We start from the raw sequence: 17,251 nt of genomic DNA, 5'->3' as shown, positions 1-17,251 counted from the left end.
TACTGCATTAGATGAAAATAAAGAATTAGCAGATGTGAGTGAGCCTTTAGAATCTGAAAACACAGAACAAATAGAACAAGATGAAATTGCTGAAGATACATCTAATGATTTGCTCAATGATGTTGAAGCTCTTGCACTTGATGAAACACCGCAAGAAGAGGAATCTACCCAATCTCCTGAAACCATACTTGATAAAGACCAAGTCGATGAAGTAAGTCAAGCACTTCATTCCCTTGATGAATCTGCACAAGTAGATAATGGTGAAGATTTTATCGCACTTAAAGAACCTGATGTGGCTCAAGCTTTAGGTGAGAAAATTGATATGCCAGAGCCAGAACTAGAGCAAGATACGATAGAAGAAAATGACTTAAGCACAGAAGACTTAGCAGAAGATGAATTGGAACAAAACCTGCAAGATGAATCTCCACAAGCAAACACAAATATATCAACACAAGAAGCAAAAAATAGCAATGAAAGTTCGCAAGAATTTGTTAAAAATATGATAGCAAGTTCAGTGCAAAGCAGCATTACAAGTCTTCACACTGATAATCTTAAATCTATGCTTGATGGACTTGAGGTAACAATCAATATTAGCTTTAAAGACAAAAGTAAATGAGTGAAAGAATATGAGTAAAGGAGCAATTCTTATTATCTCTGGACCAAGCGGTTGTGGTAAAAGCACACTAACCAAAGCCCTTAAAGAATCTATCCACGATATTTATTTTTCTATCTCCACAACTACACGCAAGAAACGTGAGGGAGAAACTAATGGTGTGCATTATCATTTTGTAGATAAAGAGCAGTTTTTGCAAGATATTAAGCATAATGTATTTTTAGAATGGGCAGAGGTGCATACCAATTTTTATGGCACTTCACTTAAACCCGTCGAAAAAGCACTTGCAGAAGATAAAATTGTGCTTTTTGATGTTGATGTGCAAGGACATCAAAGCATTAAAGCACATTTTGGCGACTTTGCCAAGTCTGTTTTTATCACTACAAAAAATAAAGAAGTTCTTAAAAACCGCCTTATCGCTCGAGGCACTGATGATATGCAAATGATTGAATATCGCCTAGAAAAAGCCTATAATGAAATGCAACATTTACGATATTTTGATTATGTGCTGATTAATGATGATATTCTCACTGCCACAGAGGCAATCATATCTATTGCACGCTCACTCAAGTATCAACAACTTGAACGTTTTAGTGAGATAATCCACAAATGGCAAGACGATATTTAGCTTTTGATTTGAGACTTTTGGTATAATGCCTTTATTTTTACAAAGGAGATTCTATGACACCACCTAGCATTACGCAGTTACTGATTATTTTACTTATCATTGTGCTTCTTTTTGGAGCAAAAAAAATCCCTGAACTTGCAAAAGGATTAGGTAGCGGTATCAAAAACTTCAAAAAAGCTGTGAAAGAAGATGAGGAGGACAATCAAAGCGCACAAAATGAACGCGACCCATCTCAAATTAAACAAACTCAAACCCAACAAGACAGCACTCAAGATTCTACAAAGAAACAAGAGGCTTAATGTATCAGCACATTAAAACCTTTCTTGCACAGGCAAGTGGCATTCCTAAAGAGGATTCCATTATACTAGAGCGACCAAAAAATAAGGATTTGGGACATCTTGCAACACCTCTTGCTTTTAGTCTTGCTAAAATCAAAAAAACAAGCCCTATGCTTATTGCACAAGAATTAGCAGAAAAGCTATCACAATATAAAGAATTTGATAAGGTAGAAGCGTATAATGGTTTTGTGAATTTTAGCCTTACATCTACTTTTTTGCAATATTTGGCAGAGCAATATCTCCAAAATACGCAAGATTCTAAGCTTATCTTAACCCAATCACATATACAAACTCATCACACACAAGATAATAAACAATACATAACAAAACCAAGCATTTTACTTGAATTTGTCAGTGCCAATCCCACAGGACCTCTCCATATAGGGCACGCTAGAGGTGCAATCTATGGCGATGCACTTGCGCGCGTAGGGAGATTTTTAGGTTATGTAATTGACACAGAATACTACATCAATGATGCAGGCGCACAGATTCAAATGCTTGGATTATCAATTCTTTTAGCAGGAAAAGAACATATTCTTAAAGAGCAGGTAGAATATCCAGAAAGCTACTACAAAGGCGAGTATGTTATTGAGTTGGCAAAAGAATGTCAAAAGCATTTTGGACGTGAAATTTTCACAAATGAAAACGCTATTCCACAACTTGCCGAATTTGGCAAAAATGCGATGCTTGATGAAATTAAGACAAATCTCGCACAAATAGGCATTGTATTCAATCATTACGTAAGTGAAAAGAACCTTTATGTGCGTTGGGAAGAAACCTTAGAAACTCTTAAAGCGCACAAAGGTATATATGAGAGTGAGGGCAAAATATGGATTGCTTCTTCACAAGTAGGTGATGAAAAAGATCGTGTGATTGTGCGTGAGAATGGAGAGCCTACTTATCTTGCAGGAGATATTATCTATCACCAAGATAAATTTAATCGTCCTTTTGGGCATTATATCAACATTTGGGGTGCTGACCATCACGGCTATATCGCACGTGTGAAAGCTGCTATTCATTTTTTAGGCTATGATGAAAATAAACTTGAAGTGCTACTTTCTCAAATGGTGAGTCTCCTCAAAGATGATGAGCCTTATAAAATGAGTAAGCGTGCGGGGAATTTTATCCTCCTCAAAGATGTAGTTGATGATATTGGAGCTGATGCATTGCGTTTTATTTTTCTTTCTAAAAAACCTGATACACATCTTGAATTTGATGTTAGCTCGCTTAAAAAGCAAGATTCTAGCAATCCCATTTATTATATCAATTATGCAAATGCTAGAATCCATACGCTTTTTGATAAAGCTGGTATGGATATACAAGATTTATGTATGCCACAGGGTGCTCTGGAGCTTAATGATGATGCAAAGTCTCTTCTTTTTGAATCTTTATACCTTACACATATCGTAGAATCAAGCTTCCGCGACAGGGAGATTCAAAAAATTTGTGAATATTTAAAAAATCTTGCCGCAATGCTACATGGATTCTATAATACACATAAAATTCTGCAAACTCCACAGCAAAATAGTTATTTGTATGTGCTAAAAGTGGTAAGCCATAGCCTCACTCTTGGACTATCTCTTCTTGGTATTCAAGCACAAACAAGAATGTAAAATGCCTCCGCATATTACTTTAGCATTTAAAGATGCTTTTCCTCACACTATTCCTATTATGCTAGGTTATATCTTTATGGGTGGTGTGTTTGGTATCTTGCTTGAAAAAAATGGATATGGTGCGTTATGGGCAGCGATTATGGCAATTGTCATTTATGGAGGCACGACACAATTTATTGCCGTGGGACTTATGGCAGCTGGGGCTGGATTGTGGGAGAGTTTTGTGCTTGTTTCTATGATTAATGCACGACAGATTTTTTATTCTATAAGTGTGCTTGAGCAATTTAAAGCTATGGGTAAAAAGTCTTATTATATGATTTATTCCTTGACTGATGAAACATTAGCACTCTTAAATCTCAAAAATCCAAAAGAGGGCGTAGATAAGCAATGGTTTGATTTTTTTATTGCTTTTCTCAACCAAAGCTATTGGATTATAGGCTGCACTCTCGGGGCACTTATTGGTTCAAAACTTAATTTTGACCCAAAAGGACTAGATTTTGTGATGAGTGCTATTTTTATTGTAATTTTTATTGAGCAATGGCGCAACAAAGCTATGCGCACTCCCGCACTTATTGGCATTATTACAAGTCTTGTAAGTTTATATATTTTTGGCGCAGAGCAGTTTTTACTTCCTGCACTTGTAGGGATTTGTATCGTGCTAAGCCTAAGGAGAAAATCTCTTGAATCCTGAAACCTTGCACTCAATTGCACTTATTGCACTTATTGGTTTTAATACACTCCTTAGCAGATTCTTGCCCTTTTTGATTTTTGCTAAATCCACACCTGCTTCCATCATCTTTTTAGGAAAGGTTCTACCGAGTGCAATTATTGCGATGCTTATTGTATATTGCCTTAAAGACACAGATTTCACGCAATCGCCCTATGGGCTTAATGAGATTATAGCTGTGCTTATTGTAAGTGTTGCGCATATTAGCTTTAAAATTCCTGTGCTAAGTATCGTATGTGGCACTATAAGCTATATGTTTCTAGTGCAAAGTGCCATTCTACATTGATATAAGGACTGAGAATTTTAAGCAAAAGAACCTTTAATGGATTCTATCCATGCTCATATTTTCTTGATTGACCTCATCGATAACTAAACCCACAAACTTGCCATCTACAACTGCCTCACTATCATCAAAGGTATAGCCATCTGTGCTTGTTTGTCCAATAACTTTGCCTTGCTTTGATACCTTTTGATAAAGATGAGCAATGCCATTGCAGAAAGTATCACTATAAATTTCTTGGTCGCCAAGCCCTAAAAGAGCAATCGTTTTCCCTGCAAATGCGTTTTCATCTAGCTTTGAGAGAAAATTATCCCAATCATCTTGCAAATCGCCAGAACCATAAGTAGGGGTAGCAAGGATAAGATTATTAAAATTTTTCATATCTTCAGCTTTTGCAGATGCTACATCAAATATTTGACAATCACCCAACTTATCAGCAACTTTTTGAGCAATCTCTTCTGTAGTGCCACCATCACTTCCATAAAATAAACCAATTTTTTGCATATGAACTCCTTTTATAAAAATACTTTTTGACTTTACACTATAAAAGATAATAAAAAGTAAAAAACAAGATTCTATTATATAAAATAAGAATGATTTTTATTTTATATAAAGCTAAATATATTTAATATATGATATTTTTTAAATAAAGGTAAAAAGTAATGAAAATAAATACTATAAGTATATTATTACTTATAACTCAAGTGAGTATATATGCAGACAATGGGATTCCAAATACGACAAATCCCAACTCCCCTACAAACTTAGACAAAAACAAACAAGTTAAACTCCCTACTTCAATAATAACCACCATAGATGAAACAAAACCCTATCAAAGTGGTAATTCTCTTTCAAAAAACATTTTAGAATCTAATCCTAGCGGGAATGGCGATATAACTTCAATCCTTAGAATCCTCCCTAATGTGCAATACGACAATGCACAGCTTAAAAGCACAACTCCGGGAGAAATAGACCCTGCAAATATGAGTATAAGTGGAGGGCTTTTTTATCAAAATAATTTTCAGCTTGACGGATTCAATATGAATAATGACCTTAATACTATTGGTGGAGCAGATTCAAACAACTTAGTTGGGTTGCCAAGCTCACGCTCACAAGGACTAAATGTAGATACCCAACTTTTAGAATCTATTGTTGTGCAAGATTCTAATGTCTCTGCCGCTTATGGACGATTTACTGGTGGCGTAGTAGAAGCAAATGTCCGAAAACCTCGCAATGATTCATTTCACGGGAGCATTAGCTATCAATACACAAGCGATAAACTCACGCAATATCATATCTATGAGAGTGAGGAATCTGCCTTTGCCACTTCAAGCGATGAAAATTATCAGCCCCATTTTATAAAGCATTTGATAAGGACAAATGCAGAGGGATATATAACAAAGAATCTAGGGCTTATTGGCTCATTTTCAACCATACAAAGTTATATTCCTCTTAATAGCTATAATGTGAGTCGTTTTGTAGGTGGCACAGAGCTAAATAGTAAGCGCGAACAAAAGCGCATTAGCGATAATTACTATATCAAGGCACATTACAATCCCACAGAAAACTTTACTTTAGAAGCAAATTTGGGCTATATGCCACAATTTAATACCTATTACAATAATCTTGCAAGGGATAGTTATAATACTATACAAATGGGGGGCTATCAAGCTGGGGTAAAAACTTTGTTGGATACAAAAGGAGGGCTATGGACAAATAGCTTAGGCTATTCACGACTGCAAAATTCAAGGCGTAGTGATTCAAATTTTTATCGTTGGTGGTATTATAGTGTAGGAGATAAGAATTGGACAATCCCTACAAATACGAATACAGGATATGTATATGAGGGTGGATATGGAAATATAGATCAATTACAAAACACTCTAAATTATAAAAGTGATATGACTTTTGAGCCATTAGAGCTGTGGAAAACCGCACATACCTTCCGCGTAGGTGGGGAGCTAATCTACCAAGATGTGAGTCAGCATAGATTAGGCAATACATACTCAAGCAATGGCGCACCGCAAGGCTTTACTCAAAACATTTCAAATTGTAGAATAGATAATTTTGGCTTGGATACCTGCTCTAACGCTCCTTTTTCAAGAAATGGCATTTCATATCTAGGGCAATATATGAATAGTATCGTAATATATAATGGTGGTAAAGTAAAACTCCATAACCTCTCCTATGGCATTTATGCTGAAGATGATATAAAGCTTGATTTACAAAAATATGGGGAAATAAATATGCGTTTTGGGATAAGGCTTGATGGTGATAATTATATGGATAAACACACCCTTGCACCACGTTTTTCAATGAATTATATTACACCAGCACAAAAAGAATATAAAAGCACTTTTATCTTTGGGGCAAATCGCTACTATGGACGCAATCTCTTCTCTTATCGTCTTTATGATTCTACACTTTCACAACAAAACAGATATACAAGAAGATTAAACAACAATGTCCTTAGTGATTGGAAACTCAACACAGCTTACACAAGCACTAAAGGCACAAAATTTAATGAGCTCAATGTCCCTTATGATGATGAGCTAATGCTAGGAATCTCACAGAATCTATGGCTTTTTACTGCCACACTTAAATATATTCATCGCAATGGCAAAGATGAGATAATGCGCAGAGCAAGAAGCGCATCAAGTGGCAATGCTCCATCACTGCCCGGATATAGCAACAGCTATAATTTTTATACCAATGATGGCAGTTCAAAAAGCGATATTATTACTCTTACATTAAACAATACCGCTCCTATCGATACATTGGGCATAAAAAATATTATTATCTTAGCATTTGATTTAACAAATACCAAACGCACCTACAATCTTTTTGCTGCCGATGAGGCTTATTATGATGATACAGATATTATGTATAATGGGCAGATTATAAAATATCGCGATAGACCCACAGATAATTACACACGTCCATACACCTTGCGCCTTAATACTACGCATAGTTTTAGCATTGGGCGCACGAAGTGGTTATGGAATAACTTTTTCCGCTATCGTGCAGGATATGACAGAATGGTGCTTATTCCTAGCAATAGCCCAGATAGAGACCCTAACTTTAGCGGCAATCAATATAGCAAAATGCACTTTAAAGGTGCTTTTACTTGGGATATGCGGATAGGCTTTGATGTCAATGTTTATAAAGGCAATACGCTTTTTATGAATCTTGATGTATATAATGTGCTCAATACACAAAATATGACAACAACAAGTTCTTTAAATACTCTCATATATTCAACTAACACCGCTGTGCCTGTATATGAAGTGGGACGACAATTTTGGGTGCAAGTAGGATATAGATATTAACAATGCAAAACAAAGGAGTAAATATGAAATGCTGTATTTATCTTTTAATGCTGTGGGCAACATATATCTATGCTCTACCAAAAAATATAGAATCTCTGCGTCAAATGTATTTCAAACCCTCATCGCAATGGCAAAAGCCTTTTGTTGATGAGGGAGTAGAATGGCAAGAACTTGCTCCATTGCCTAAAACCCCACCCTATCCAGATTCTAATCCCTACTCAAAAGCTAAGCAAGAGCTTGGCAAAATGCTTTTTAATGACCCTAAGCTTTCTGCTTCAAATCAAATTGCCTGTGCTTCTTGTCACGAGAAGGAATTAGGCTTTGGTGATGGTAGAAAGGTAAGCTATGGACATAATCGCCAGAGCAGTAAGCGCAATGCCCCAAGCATAGTAATGTCTGCTTTTATGAAAGAGTTATTTTGGGACGGCAGGGCAAACGATTTGGAATCTCAAGCCCTTTTTCCCATAGCTGACCCTAAAGAAATGGCTTACAATCCGCAATCTGCTGCTAAAAAAATTGCTAAGATAAAAATATATAGGCAAAAATTTAAAGAAGCTTTTGGGAGTGAGAAAATCACTCCCGAGCTTATGGCACAAGCCATAGCCACCTATGAACGCTCCACTATGCCAAATTCCACACGATTTGATAGATTCTTGAATGGTAAAAAAGATGCCCTTAAGGACAAGGAAATTTGGGGATTACATCTTTTTCGCACAAAAGGCAGATGTATGAATTGCCACAATGGAGTAAGTTTTAGCGATGGGGCATATCATAATCTAGGATTGCATTTTATTGGGCGTAAATATGAAGATTTAGGGAGATATGAAGTAACGCACAATAGTGATGATATTGGCAAATTTAAAACTCCAAGTCTGCGAGGCGTATCAAAGACAGCTCCTTATATGCATAATGGGTTATTCCCACATTTAATAGGAGTGCTTAATGCCTATAACGCTGGAATGTTTCACCCTAAGCCACCCAAAAACATAGATAATCAAGAAAGCACAGAGGCACTTAAAAGTTTGCCATTTCCTCACACTGATCCACTCTTGCAAAAACTTAATCTCACAAGTGATGAAATTGAAGCTTTAGAAGCATTTTTAAAGACTTTATAAAGTGCATAAATGCGAGAAGTTTTGAGATATAGAATCTGCTCTATATCTCTTAAGAATATTAAAATGCAGGGACGATTTCACCCTTATATTTTTCTTGTATAAAGTCCTTTACCTTTTGAGATTGCAAGGCTTTTTTAAGCTTTTGAAGATTCTCATCATCAACTTTGCTGCTTTGCACAACGAGAATATTTGCATAAGGGGATTGCGCACCTTCTAAAATAAGCGCATCAGCACTGTTTAAACCTGCTTGCAAGGCATAATTCCCATTTATCACTGCCGCATCAACATCGCCTAATGTGCGTGGCAAAAGCGCAGCTTCCACAGGCTTAATCTTTAATTCCTTAGGATTTTCAACAATATCAAGTTCGGTAGCTTGAAGATTTGTAGAATCTGCTAATTTAATAAGTTTCTCTGCTTCAAGTAAGAGAAGTGCTCTCCCACCATTGCTTGGGTCATTAGGAATAGCGATAACTGCGCCATTTGGCAACTCATCAATATTTTTAAACTTACTTGAATACAAACCAATAGGCTCAACGTGAATATTAGCAATAGGTGTAAGAGTATAACCTCTATCGTTTATTAAAGAATCTAAAAAAGGCTTATGCTGATGAAAATTTGCATCAAGTGAGCCATCATTAAGTGCGCTATTTGGCGTTACATAATCTGTGAATTGCACGATTTGCAAGTCAATACCCTCTTTTTCCAAATCAGGCTTGATAAATTCTAAAATCTCTGCGTGAGGCACAGGTGTAGCACCAACTTTGAGCACCACTTTTGAATCTTGTCCCACATTTTGTCCTTGGACGGCAGATTCTCCATCTTTTTTTCCATCACCACAGCCAACAAATGCTAATCCTACTAATAATAATGCAGCTATTTTTTTCATTTTTACTCCTTTGTATTTGCAGGGATAATTTCACCCTTATATTTTTCAAGGATAAAGTCCCTTGTTTCATCACTCAAAAGTACATCTTTAAGCACTGCTATACGCTCATCGTCTTTATTGTCTTCACGCGCGACAAGCACATTCACATACGCACTTTTATCATTTTCGTGAAAAAGTGCTTCTTTAATGCTCATATTTGCTTGCAAGGCATAATTTGCATTAATGACTGCACCATCGACACTATCAAGCACCATAGGCAAAGAAGCTGCTTCAATAGGCTTAAAGATAAGTTTTTTAGGGTTTTCTATAATATCCATTTCCGTTGCATTTAGATTCTGCGGGTCTTTAAGTGTAATCACACCATTATCGTGTAGCAGTATAAAAGCTCTCGCCATATTTGACACATCACCCGGAATTGCGATATTTGCACCCTCTGGCAACTCATCAATTTGCTTTATTTTATGAGAGTAAAATCCAAGTGGCACAACATAAATAGGTGCTAATGCCACGAGATTATAACCCTTCTCCTCGTTTGTCTTATCCATAAATGGCTTATGCTGATACATATTTGCATCACTGCTTCCCTCTGCTAAAGATACATTAGGCACAACATAGTCTGTAAAAGCTTGAATTTGCATATCCACACCCTTTGCCAACATTTGTGGTTTGATAAATTCCAAAATCTCCGCAGCAGGCACAGGTGTAGCACCAACTTTGAGTGTTTTTACTTCTGCCTCACTCTCTACTTGTGTAGCATTTTTAGCATTATCACCATTTTCACCACAGGCTACAAAGCCTACAATCAAGCCCCCTAAAAAGAGCCAACTTAACAAGTTTCTCATATTTCTCCTTTATGTTAGATTTAACGATATGTTCGTAAAGATTTTACAATAAAATCACCGAGTGATTGAATGCACTGCACTAAAATGATAATACATATCACCGCATAAGTAAGAATATCAGGTTTAAAAGACTGAAAACCTATGCGATAGGCTAAATCCCCCAAACCTCCAGCACCTACAACTCCTGCCATAGCAGAAAATCCCACCAAACTTACTGCCGTAATCGTAATAGCATTTGTGAGTGAGGGCAAACTCTCACTAATCATCATCATAACTACACGCATTTTACTCGCACCCATACTCATTGTGGCTTCAATGAGTCCTTTATCCACCTCATCAAATGCACCCTCAAAAAGCCGTGCAATAAAAGGTGTAGCAGCAATCACAAGCGGGATAATCGCTGCTGTGCTTCCAATGCTTGTGCCAATGAGAGCTTTCGATAAAGGTAAAAGCAAGAAAATAAGCACAATAAAAGGAAATGAGCGCACGATATTCACAAGTGAGCCTAAGATTCTATACAACATAGGATTTGCCATAATGCCTGAAGGTTTAATTGCGCTTAAAAATACGCCTAAAGGCAACCCAAACACACAAGCAAATAATACAGAAAAACTCACCATATAGAGAGTTTCACATACGCTTTTTGCGAGGCTAAATGCGATTGGGTTGGTAAAAATATCGCGCAAAAAAAGTAGAAAATGCCGCTCGAACAAATCCAAAAACTCAAGCATTGTTCCCTCCTTGTTGTGCTGTAGATATAGAATCTTGCGTATTTATGGGAGTGGATTCTAAAATATGTTGGGAATCTTTCACACTAGATTCTATATCTATAATACTCACTCCTTGCTCTTTAAGCCAAGTTAATGCCTTATCTCTTTTAGAATCTGAAGCAATGATTCTAAGCACCAAATGCCCGATTTTACCTGTAGCAAGCTCATCAATGTGTCCGCTTAAGATATTTACATCAATATCGAATTTGCGTATCATTTGGCTTACAAGCGGAGATTGCGCATAAGGACCTGTGAAAATCACCCTATACACATTATGCAAATCCTCCAAATGTGAGATAATATGCTCTTCATCTTGAGGGAGAAAAGAAATGAGTTCGCGCGTAATGTGATGTTTAGGTGTAGCAAACACTTCGCTAACATTGCCCCTCTCCACAATCTCACCATCACTCATCACACACATTTTATTACAAATCTCTCGCACGACTTCAATTTGATGCGTAATAAGCACCACGCTCAAACCTAGCTTTTGCTGAATCTCACGCAATAATGCGAGAATAGATTGTGTCGTTTTTGTATCAAGGGCTGAAGTCGCCTCATCACATAAAAGCACTTTAGGGTGATTGGCTAATGCCCTTGCTATTGCTACTCTCTGCTTTTGCCCACCACTTAATTGGCTTGGATAAAAGTTGGCTCGCTCACTTAAACCTACAAGCTCTAAAAGCTCATCAACGCGTGGCTTTATAGCCTTTTTGTCCCATTTAGCAATGTGCAAAGCAAAAGCGACATTATCAAAGACATTCTTTGCACCCAAAAGATTAAAATGTTGAAAAATCATACCTATCTTTTGCCTTTGCTTTTGCAATTCTTTTTGTTTTAACTTAAGCATATCTACATCATCAATAAATAATGTTCCACTTGTAGGCTCTTCAAGGCGATTAATAATGCGTATAAGCGTGCTTTTTCCTGCACCAGAATAGCCGATAATCCCCATTATATCGCCCTTTGATACTTCTAAATTAATATTTTTAAGAGCAACAAATCCATTAGGGTAAGTTTTATGAATGCCTTTTAAGCATATCACGCTTTTTCTCCTTGTGTTCTTTCATTAATATCACTATCATTATAAAAAAGGCACGATTATATCACAAAATTTTAAAATACAATATGTAAATTGATATTTTTGTTAATCTATCTTATGTTGTTTGTCTCTATGTAAAGGCGTAGATATGGTGTTCTCACGCAAAAATGTATGGAGATGTCTGTATTCATCTTTATTAAAAAATCGCTTTTTACCACAGGGCAAAGCATTGAGATGCACGAAACCATAGCTTATACGCCGCAAATCTAGGACTTGTGTGCCAAATGCAGCAAAGAACCTCCGCAATTCACGATTTTTTCCCTCTGTAATACTTACCTTGATTTTGCTATATTTTGTATCATTTTTAAGAATCTCATACGAGCTAAAAGGAGCAAACTCCATAGCCACAATACTACTTTTACTATGCCCACCAGCCCTTGTATCATCACATTTAAACCCCTCTTGCATTGCCTCTATCATCTCTTTTGTAACTTCACCATTAATCTTCACAAGATAAGTGCGCTCTAAGTTAGATTCCATAAGGGCTTTAGCAACAGGTGCGCTATCAGTGAGAATAAGTAACCCCTCACTTGCAAAGTCTAATCGCCCTACGTATAGAAAATGTTTAAACTTTGCCTCTAAGCTTTCATATATCACGCGCCGTCCGCGGTCATCACTTTTACTTACAATCTCACCTTTAGGCTTATGATATACAATACAAGTAAAATGCTCCTTTGGCATAAGCTTTTTGCCATCAATAAATACATTCTCACCTGTTTTTAATACATAATGCGAATCTGCCCTCACGCGCCCAACTTTTACGCGCCCATCAGTTATAAGTTTATCCGCTTCTCTACGAGAATAAGTGCTATGATGAGCAATATACTGATTAAGTCGCATTTATTGTAAGCCAAAAAGCAAGTTATTTCCTGCGCTTACACTCCCTTTTGTTTTCATTAATGAGTAATTATTGCAACCCGATTCAATACCATAATCACACGCTAAACCAAAAAGTTCAATGGCTTTGCGTTTATTTTGTCTTACACCAAATCCTCCATCATAAAGCACACCAAGGTTGTTACAACTTTGAATATGTCCGCTATCACACGCAAGAGTAAAATATTTTGCTGCATTATAATAATTCTTATCTGCCCCATTTGAGCCTGTGGCATACATCCAGCCAAGATTCCCACAGCCTACAATGTCTCCTTGCTGACAAGCTACATAATTCATCTCCACATAACCCATTTTATCTTTTGTCATACCATATACATTATAGGTATTTGTCATAAGCCCTAAATTATAGCAACCCAAATCACTACCAAGCTGACAAGCACTATTATAATAAGCGAGTGATTTTTGATAATCTTTTTTCACTCCCACACCATTAGCATACATCCAACCCGCATTTGTGCAACCTAAAGAATCACCACCTTGACAAGCCACTTCATAAAGTTGCGCTGCTTGGACTTTATCTTCTTTCACACCTTGTCCATTATCATATGCCATCGCAAGATTGGCACACGCGACAGCATCGCCACCCGTGCAAGCTTTGTAATAATAATTTGCTGCTTTTTGGGGTTCTGGCATACCGCTACTTGCACCATACATATAGATTAATCCTGTGCCAAAGCAACCTGCAGCATTGCCTTGTTCGCAAGATTGTGTAAAAAGTCCTAATGCACTTTCATAATCACCCTCTTTCGCAAAACTCATTGCTGCTTTGAGTGCAGTATTGGACTGATTGACATTCTCTAGCATATCATCAAGAGGTGCGCTACCAATTTGATTGGCTGGAGTAAGAGGAGCAGAGCCTAAAAGTCCTGAAGGAGGCGTATTTTCACTTGATGGATTAGAAAGAGAATCTTGTGGCAATGAAGGGGCAGAATTATCAACACCTTGAGACGGATTAGAGAGTATCTCACCACTCTCCTCTGGCTCTGCAAAGCCTATCACTACAATACATATCATCGCCCATATCAGCGCAAAAATTGTTCTCATCATATACCCTCATAATTTATAAATTTGCCTCATAGCTACTGCATATAAAAGCAAAAACAATACCATTTTTAGGATTCTAGTGCAATGCACTATTAAGCTCAATTTTTCGATTACTTCTAAAGGCTATCATCTTGCCACTTTGACTATCACAACGGAAATGAATGCCGTGTTTGCCTGAAAGTTCTTTGCCTTTGTAGAGATTACTTTCTTTCACAACAAAGGTATCATTGATTTCAGCAATTTTTGCTGCTTCCTCAGGCGCAATGTAAAATACTCCTCCAGCTAATACCGCAATGCCTCCATCAACGATACAACCATCACCTAAACTAATACCCGTGGCACTATTCACACCTAAAAGACAATTTTTGCCAATACTTATAGGCTCAGAATTGCCTCCACTTAGCACACCAAGGATACTTGCGCCTCCACCTATATCTGTGCCTTCTCCTACTACTACACTTGAACTAATGCGCCCCTCATTCATACACGCTCCCATTGCACCAGCATTAAAATTCACATAGCTTGCTCCGGGCATTTGCGTATATCCTCCAGTGCCTAGATACGCACCAAAGCGAGTTTTAGCAGAATCTAAAAGGCGGATATTATCATATTGTGGAATAACCTGCATTAAATATCGTGGAAATTTATCTACAAAATCAATATGGGGGTATTCTCCCTCCATTTTTAATATAATCTCATTTTCTCTTAGCCATTCTAGCTCATAGGGCTTATTACCGCTCCACGCGACATTTTGTAAAAGCCCAAAAATCCCATCAAGCTGCAATGAACGCAAAGGTGCTTTTCCCAAAGAAAGAGCCAAAAGTTTTAAATACGCAGATTCTACGCTTTCACACTTTTCATCTTTATAAATCACACAAAAACGATACCGCGCACGACCACCTTTTGTTTTAAGTTTGCCCTTATTTGCTTGTTTTTTAAGTTCCAAAATCACTTGAATATTTTTATGTGTTTGACAATCTCCCAATGCCTCACTCAAAAATGGTGCATAAAGCTCTAAAGCTTTATTGACAAATTCTTGATTAATGCCATACACCGCTTCATTTTCACTTTGTGAAATAAGCTCAGCTTCTTGCGCGCTCTCACACAGCACTGCGTAAGTGCCGAGATTCTCACCTTGCCAATTCATTGTAGGATATGTCGCACATAGCACGGCTTTAGATTTTTTACCAATTTCAACACGCGCAATACCAAAGCCCAATGGCTCTTTATAATCTGCTCTTTTTTGATATTCATCAACAAATATCTTGAATCTTTCAATACTCATAACTTTCTCCTTTTTTCATTCTTTTTTGACTTCTACACTTTATAAAAGCTAACATTTTACATCATTTATCCTTAATGGAATGAAACAAAAGCATTCATTATTCTAGGCTTGACTCGTTTTTTTTTTTTTGTAGTATGATTTTCTACAAGTACAAATCAAGATAAAAAGTTGGCAAAATGACACAGAGCAAAGATGATACATCAACGCGTCTTATTGAGATTCTAAAGCTCCTTTTAAACGGACAAGATATAGAGCTAAAAGCACTTTGTCAAGAGTTTAATGTATCCTTACGCACACTTCAGCGCGATATGGAGAGGCTTTGCAGACATTTGCCAATCCTTAAAAGCAATGGAATCTACACATTAGAGCCATACGCCTTAGGACGACTTAGCTATAAAGATATAAAGCATTTTGCCCTGCATAGTGGGCTTAAAAATCTCTACCCAAAGCTTGATTCTGCATTTATAGTGGATTTACTCAATCCCAATATCGCAAAAACTTTTATGATTACTCCGCCAAATCGCCAAATCCCCCATTATGAGATATTTGAAAGCCTAAGCATAGCTATCATCACATCGCATAAGGTAAGCTTTATCTATAAGGATAAAACGCGCTTAGTCGAGCCTTATAAAATTATCCATATTCAAGGCGTTTGGTATCTTTTGTGCGTGGAAAATCATAAATTGAAGCATTTTGCATTAAGCAAGATTGACAATCTGCTTAGAAATCGCGCACAATTCAAGCCAGATAGAGAAATCCTCGCGCTCATAGAGCACCAAAGCACGGAGTGGCGCAATGAGAAACTGCATAAAGCTATTATCCACATACAGGCAAACGCGCTAGAGTTTTTCACGCGCAAAGGTTTGCCAAATAATCTTAGACAACTCAAAGCAAATTCACAAGGCGCGGAATTTGAAATGAACTATGCTTTTGAAAATGAAGTGTTAAATCTCGCGAAAATGTGGCTACCCACAATAAGAATCTTAGAGCCACAAGCACTGCAAAGCGAATTTGAGAATATTTTACAAACATATTTGCAAGAAAATACAAAAAATATGGAGCAGATTCTATGAAATGTGTATTTTTGCAGAGCAAACGACATTATATGTCGCAAGGCTTCTCTAATATTACGACAAGCTTTTTACAAGCGAAATACACTCTTTAAGGAGACACAAATGAAAAAGGTAATTTTAGGTGGCATTGCCATTGGCGCAGTTGGCTTAATTGCAAAAAAGTATTTAGATTCTAAAGCCAAAGAGGAATATATGGATACAGGCGAATATATCCTCGCTCAAATTGGAGAGATTCTCGAAAGCATTGAATCTAAAGCTCAAGCAATTTCAAAAAAAGTAGATGACTATCTTGAAAACACAGACTTTAGCACACTAGATAAGATAGACGCTATGCTTGGTGGCAAAATCACAAATACATTGCTTAGTGTGGGGGATTTTGTTGATGCGGCTTCTAATACTTTTGATAATCTTGTAGGCAAAAGCTCATTGTTTAGCCCTTTAGACAAGGCAGGATTTGCTCTTAATAATCTCGCAATGACGCTTGAGAGTAAATATAGCGATGAAGAGGCAATAAGAAAGGCATATGAATCTTTTCAAAATGCCTATAAAGAATTGCAGCAGTATAACGAGGAAAATCCCCAATGGATTGAAGATGAGTATAAGACAGATTCTCTAAATGATATAGCAAATCTTAGCCAAGCCTTTAATAAATGTGAATCAAATATAGATGCGATTATCGATGCGGTGGCAAAGAGTAAGCACTAGGAGACTT

17 protein-coding genes and 1 pseudogene are annotated in these 17,251 nt (G+C 37.0%); 10 read left to right on the top strand and 8 right to left on the bottom strand.

What is annotated here, in order from left to right:
- From LS65_RS09850 to LS65_RS09145, 6 genes and pseudogenes are all read left to right on the top strand, one after another.
- Positions 1-616, top strand: a pseudogene (locus LS65_RS09850) (hypothetical protein); the annotation flags it as partial.
- Positions 617-626: 10 nt separating this feature from the next.
- On the top strand, positions 627-1,241 hold the full coding sequence (gene gmk, locus LS65_RS09165; RefSeq protein ID WP_034360751.1) for a guanylate kinase: 615 nt from the start codon (positions 627-629) through the stop codon (positions 1,239-1,241).
- A gap of 53 nt (positions 1,242-1,294) precedes the next feature.
- A complete protein-coding gene (locus tag LS65_RS09160; RefSeq protein WP_034360753.1) occupies positions 1,295-1,540 on the top strand; it encodes a twin-arginine translocase TatA/TatE family subunit in 246 nt (81 codons plus the stop codon).
- The gene (gene argS / locus LS65_RS09155) at positions 1,540-3,192 is read left to right on the top strand and encodes an arginine--tRNA ligase (protein WP_034360755.1); all 1,653 of its coding nucleotides are present in this window, start codon (positions 1,540-1,542) and stop codon (positions 3,190-3,192) included. The genes LS65_RS09160 and argS overlap by 1 nt, the downstream gene beginning before the upstream one ends.
- A gap of 1 nt (position 3,193) precedes the next feature.
- The gene (locus LS65_RS09150; RefSeq protein WP_034360757.1) at positions 3,194-3,883 is read left to right on the top strand and encodes an AzlC family ABC transporter permease; all 690 of its coding nucleotides are present in this window, start codon (positions 3,194-3,196) and stop codon (positions 3,881-3,883) included.
- Positions 3,873-4,205: a branched-chain amino acid transporter permease gene (locus LS65_RS09145; RefSeq protein WP_034360759.1), complete on the top strand. Its 333-nt coding sequence runs from the start codon at positions 3,873-3,875 to the stop codon at positions 4,203-4,205. Before LS65_RS09150 ends, LS65_RS09145 begins: the two co-directional genes overlap by 11 nt.
- Positions 4,206-4,238: 33 nt before the next feature.
- On the opposite strand, the gene LS65_RS09140 is transcribed toward LS65_RS09145, so the two are convergent.
- On the bottom strand, positions 4,239-4,703 hold the full coding sequence (locus tag LS65_RS09140) for a flavodoxin (protein ID WP_034360760.1): 465 nt from the start codon (positions 4,701-4,703) through the stop codon (positions 4,239-4,241).
- Between the two features lie 158 nt (positions 4,704-4,861).
- Between LS65_RS09140 and LS65_RS09135 the strand changes: the two genes are divergently transcribed.
- Both LS65_RS09135 and LS65_RS09130 read left to right on the top strand, forming a co-directional pair.
- Positions 4,862-7,528: a TonB-dependent receptor gene (locus LS65_RS09135; protein WP_034360761.1), complete on the top strand. Its 2,667-nt coding sequence runs from the start codon at positions 4,862-4,864 to the stop codon at positions 7,526-7,528.
- A 23-nt stretch (positions 7,529-7,551) separates the two neighbouring features.
- Complete coding sequence (locus LS65_RS09130; RefSeq protein WP_034360762.1) at positions 7,552-8,643, top strand: cytochrome-c peroxidase; 1,092 nt, start codon at positions 7,552-7,554, stop codon at positions 8,641-8,643.
- A 58-nt stretch (positions 8,644-8,701) separates the two neighbouring features.
- On the opposite strand, the gene LS65_RS09125 is transcribed toward LS65_RS09130, so the two are convergent.
- The 7 genes from LS65_RS09125 to LS65_RS09095 all read right to left on the bottom strand — a co-directional run bounded on the left by LS65_RS09125 (position 8,702) and on the right by LS65_RS09095 (position 15,466).
- Positions 8,702-9,529, bottom strand: a complete 828-nt coding sequence (locus LS65_RS09125; protein WP_034360763.1) for a MetQ/NlpA family ABC transporter substrate-binding protein — start codon at positions 9,527-9,529, stop codon at positions 8,702-8,704.
- Between the two features lie 2 nt (positions 9,530-9,531).
- A complete protein-coding gene (locus tag LS65_RS09120; protein WP_034360764.1) occupies positions 9,532-10,371 on the bottom strand; it encodes a MetQ/NlpA family ABC transporter substrate-binding protein in 840 nt (279 codons plus the stop codon).
- 20 nt (positions 10,372-10,391) lie between these two features.
- Complete coding sequence (locus LS65_RS09115; protein ID WP_034360766.1) at positions 10,392-11,102, bottom strand: methionine ABC transporter permease; 711 nt, start codon at positions 11,100-11,102, stop codon at positions 10,392-10,394.
- Positions 11,095-12,183, bottom strand: a complete 1,089-nt coding sequence (locus tag LS65_RS09110) for a methionine ABC transporter ATP-binding protein (protein ID WP_034360768.1) — start codon at positions 12,181-12,183, stop codon at positions 11,095-11,097. The genes LS65_RS09115 and LS65_RS09110 overlap by 8 nt, the downstream gene beginning before the upstream one ends.
- A gap of 102 nt (positions 12,184-12,285) precedes the next feature.
- Positions 12,286-13,080, bottom strand: a complete 795-nt coding sequence (locus LS65_RS09105) for a pseudouridine synthase (RefSeq protein WP_034360769.1) — start codon at positions 13,078-13,080, stop codon at positions 12,286-12,288.
- Positions 13,081-14,181: a tetratricopeptide repeat protein gene (locus LS65_RS10430; RefSeq protein ID WP_034360770.1), complete on the bottom strand. Its 1,101-nt coding sequence runs from the start codon at positions 14,179-14,181 to the stop codon at positions 13,081-13,083. It abuts the gene before it with no gap.
- A 76-nt stretch (positions 14,182-14,257) separates the two neighbouring features.
- Positions 14,258-15,466, bottom strand: a complete 1,209-nt coding sequence (locus LS65_RS09095) for a 2,3,4,5-tetrahydropyridine-2,6-carboxylate N-succinyltransferase (protein ID WP_034360772.1) — start codon at positions 15,464-15,466, stop codon at positions 14,258-14,260.
- 176 nt (positions 15,467-15,642) lie between these two features.
- Between LS65_RS09095 and LS65_RS09090 the strand changes: the two genes are divergently transcribed.
- Together LS65_RS09090 and LS65_RS09085 are read left to right on the top strand one after the other, a co-directional pair.
- Positions 15,643-16,539 (top strand): helix-turn-helix transcriptional regulator, encoded by an 897-nt coding sequence (locus LS65_RS09090; protein WP_034360773.1) that lies wholly within the window; start codon positions 15,643-15,645, stop codon positions 16,537-16,539.
- Between the two features lie 102 nt (positions 16,540-16,641).
- Entirely contained in the window at positions 16,642-17,244 is a 603-nt protein-coding gene (locus LS65_RS09085) for a hypothetical protein (protein WP_034360774.1), read from the top strand.
- The last annotated feature ends 7 nt before the right edge of the window (positions 17,245-17,251 follow it).

The sequence above is a fragment of the Helicobacter japonicus genome (assembly GCF_000762845.2).
Classification (GTDB): domain Bacteria; phylum Campylobacterota; class Campylobacteria; order Campylobacterales; family Helicobacteraceae; genus Helicobacter_C; species Helicobacter_C japonicus.
The sequence above is the reverse complement of the archived record's forward strand: the minus strand, read 5'-3'. Positions and strand labels throughout refer to the sequence as shown.

Bases quoted from the DNA above. Each gene is read 5' to 3' on its own strand.
- LS65_RS09150 (WP_034360757.1), top strand. From the start codon at position 3,194: ATGCCTCCGCATATTACTTTAGCATTTAAAGATGCTTTTCCTCACACT.
- LS65_RS09095 (WP_034360772.1), bottom strand. From the start codon at position 15,466: ATGAGTATTGAAAGATTCAAGATATTTGTTGATGAATATCAAAAAAGA.
- argS (WP_034360755.1), top strand. From the start codon at position 1,540: ATGTATCAGCACATTAAAACCTTTCTTGCACAGGCAAGTGGCATTCCT.
- LS65_RS09120 (WP_034360764.1), bottom strand. From the start codon at position 10,371: ATGAGAAACTTGTTAAGTTGGCTCTTTTTAGGGGGCTTGATTGTAGGC.
- LS65_RS09125 (WP_034360763.1), bottom strand. From the start codon at position 9,529: ATGAAAAAAATAGCTGCATTATTATTAGTAGGATTAGCATTTGTTGGC.
- LS65_RS09090 (WP_034360773.1), top strand. From the start codon at position 15,643: ATGACACAGAGCAAAGATGATACATCAACGCGTCTTATTGAGATTCTA.
- LS65_RS10430 (WP_034360770.1), bottom strand. From the start codon at position 14,181: ATGAGAACAATTTTTGCGCTGATATGGGCGATGATATGTATTGTAGTG.
- LS65_RS09085 (WP_034360774.1), top strand. From the start codon at position 16,642: ATGAAAAAGGTAATTTTAGGTGGCATTGCCATTGGCGCAGTTGGCTTA.
- LS65_RS09130 (WP_034360762.1), top strand. From the start codon at position 7,552: ATGAAATGCTGTATTTATCTTTTAATGCTGTGGGCAACATATATCTAT.
- gmk (WP_034360751.1), top strand. From the start codon at position 627: ATGAGTAAAGGAGCAATTCTTATTATCTCTGGACCAAGCGGTTGTGGT.
- LS65_RS09105 (WP_034360769.1), bottom strand. From the start codon at position 13,080: ATGCGACTTAATCAGTATATTGCTCATCATAGCACTTATTCTCGTAGA.
- LS65_RS09115 (WP_034360766.1), bottom strand. From the start codon at position 11,102: ATGCTTGAGTTTTTGGATTTGTTCGAGCGGCATTTTCTACTTTTTTTG.
- LS65_RS09140 (WP_034360760.1), bottom strand. From the start codon at position 4,703: ATGCAAAAAATTGGTTTATTTTATGGAAGTGATGGTGGCACTACAGAA.
- LS65_RS09135 (WP_034360761.1), top strand. From the start codon at position 4,862: ATGAAAATAAATACTATAAGTATATTATTACTTATAACTCAAGTGAGT.
- LS65_RS09160 (WP_034360753.1), top strand. From the start codon at position 1,295: ATGACACCACCTAGCATTACGCAGTTACTGATTATTTTACTTATCATT.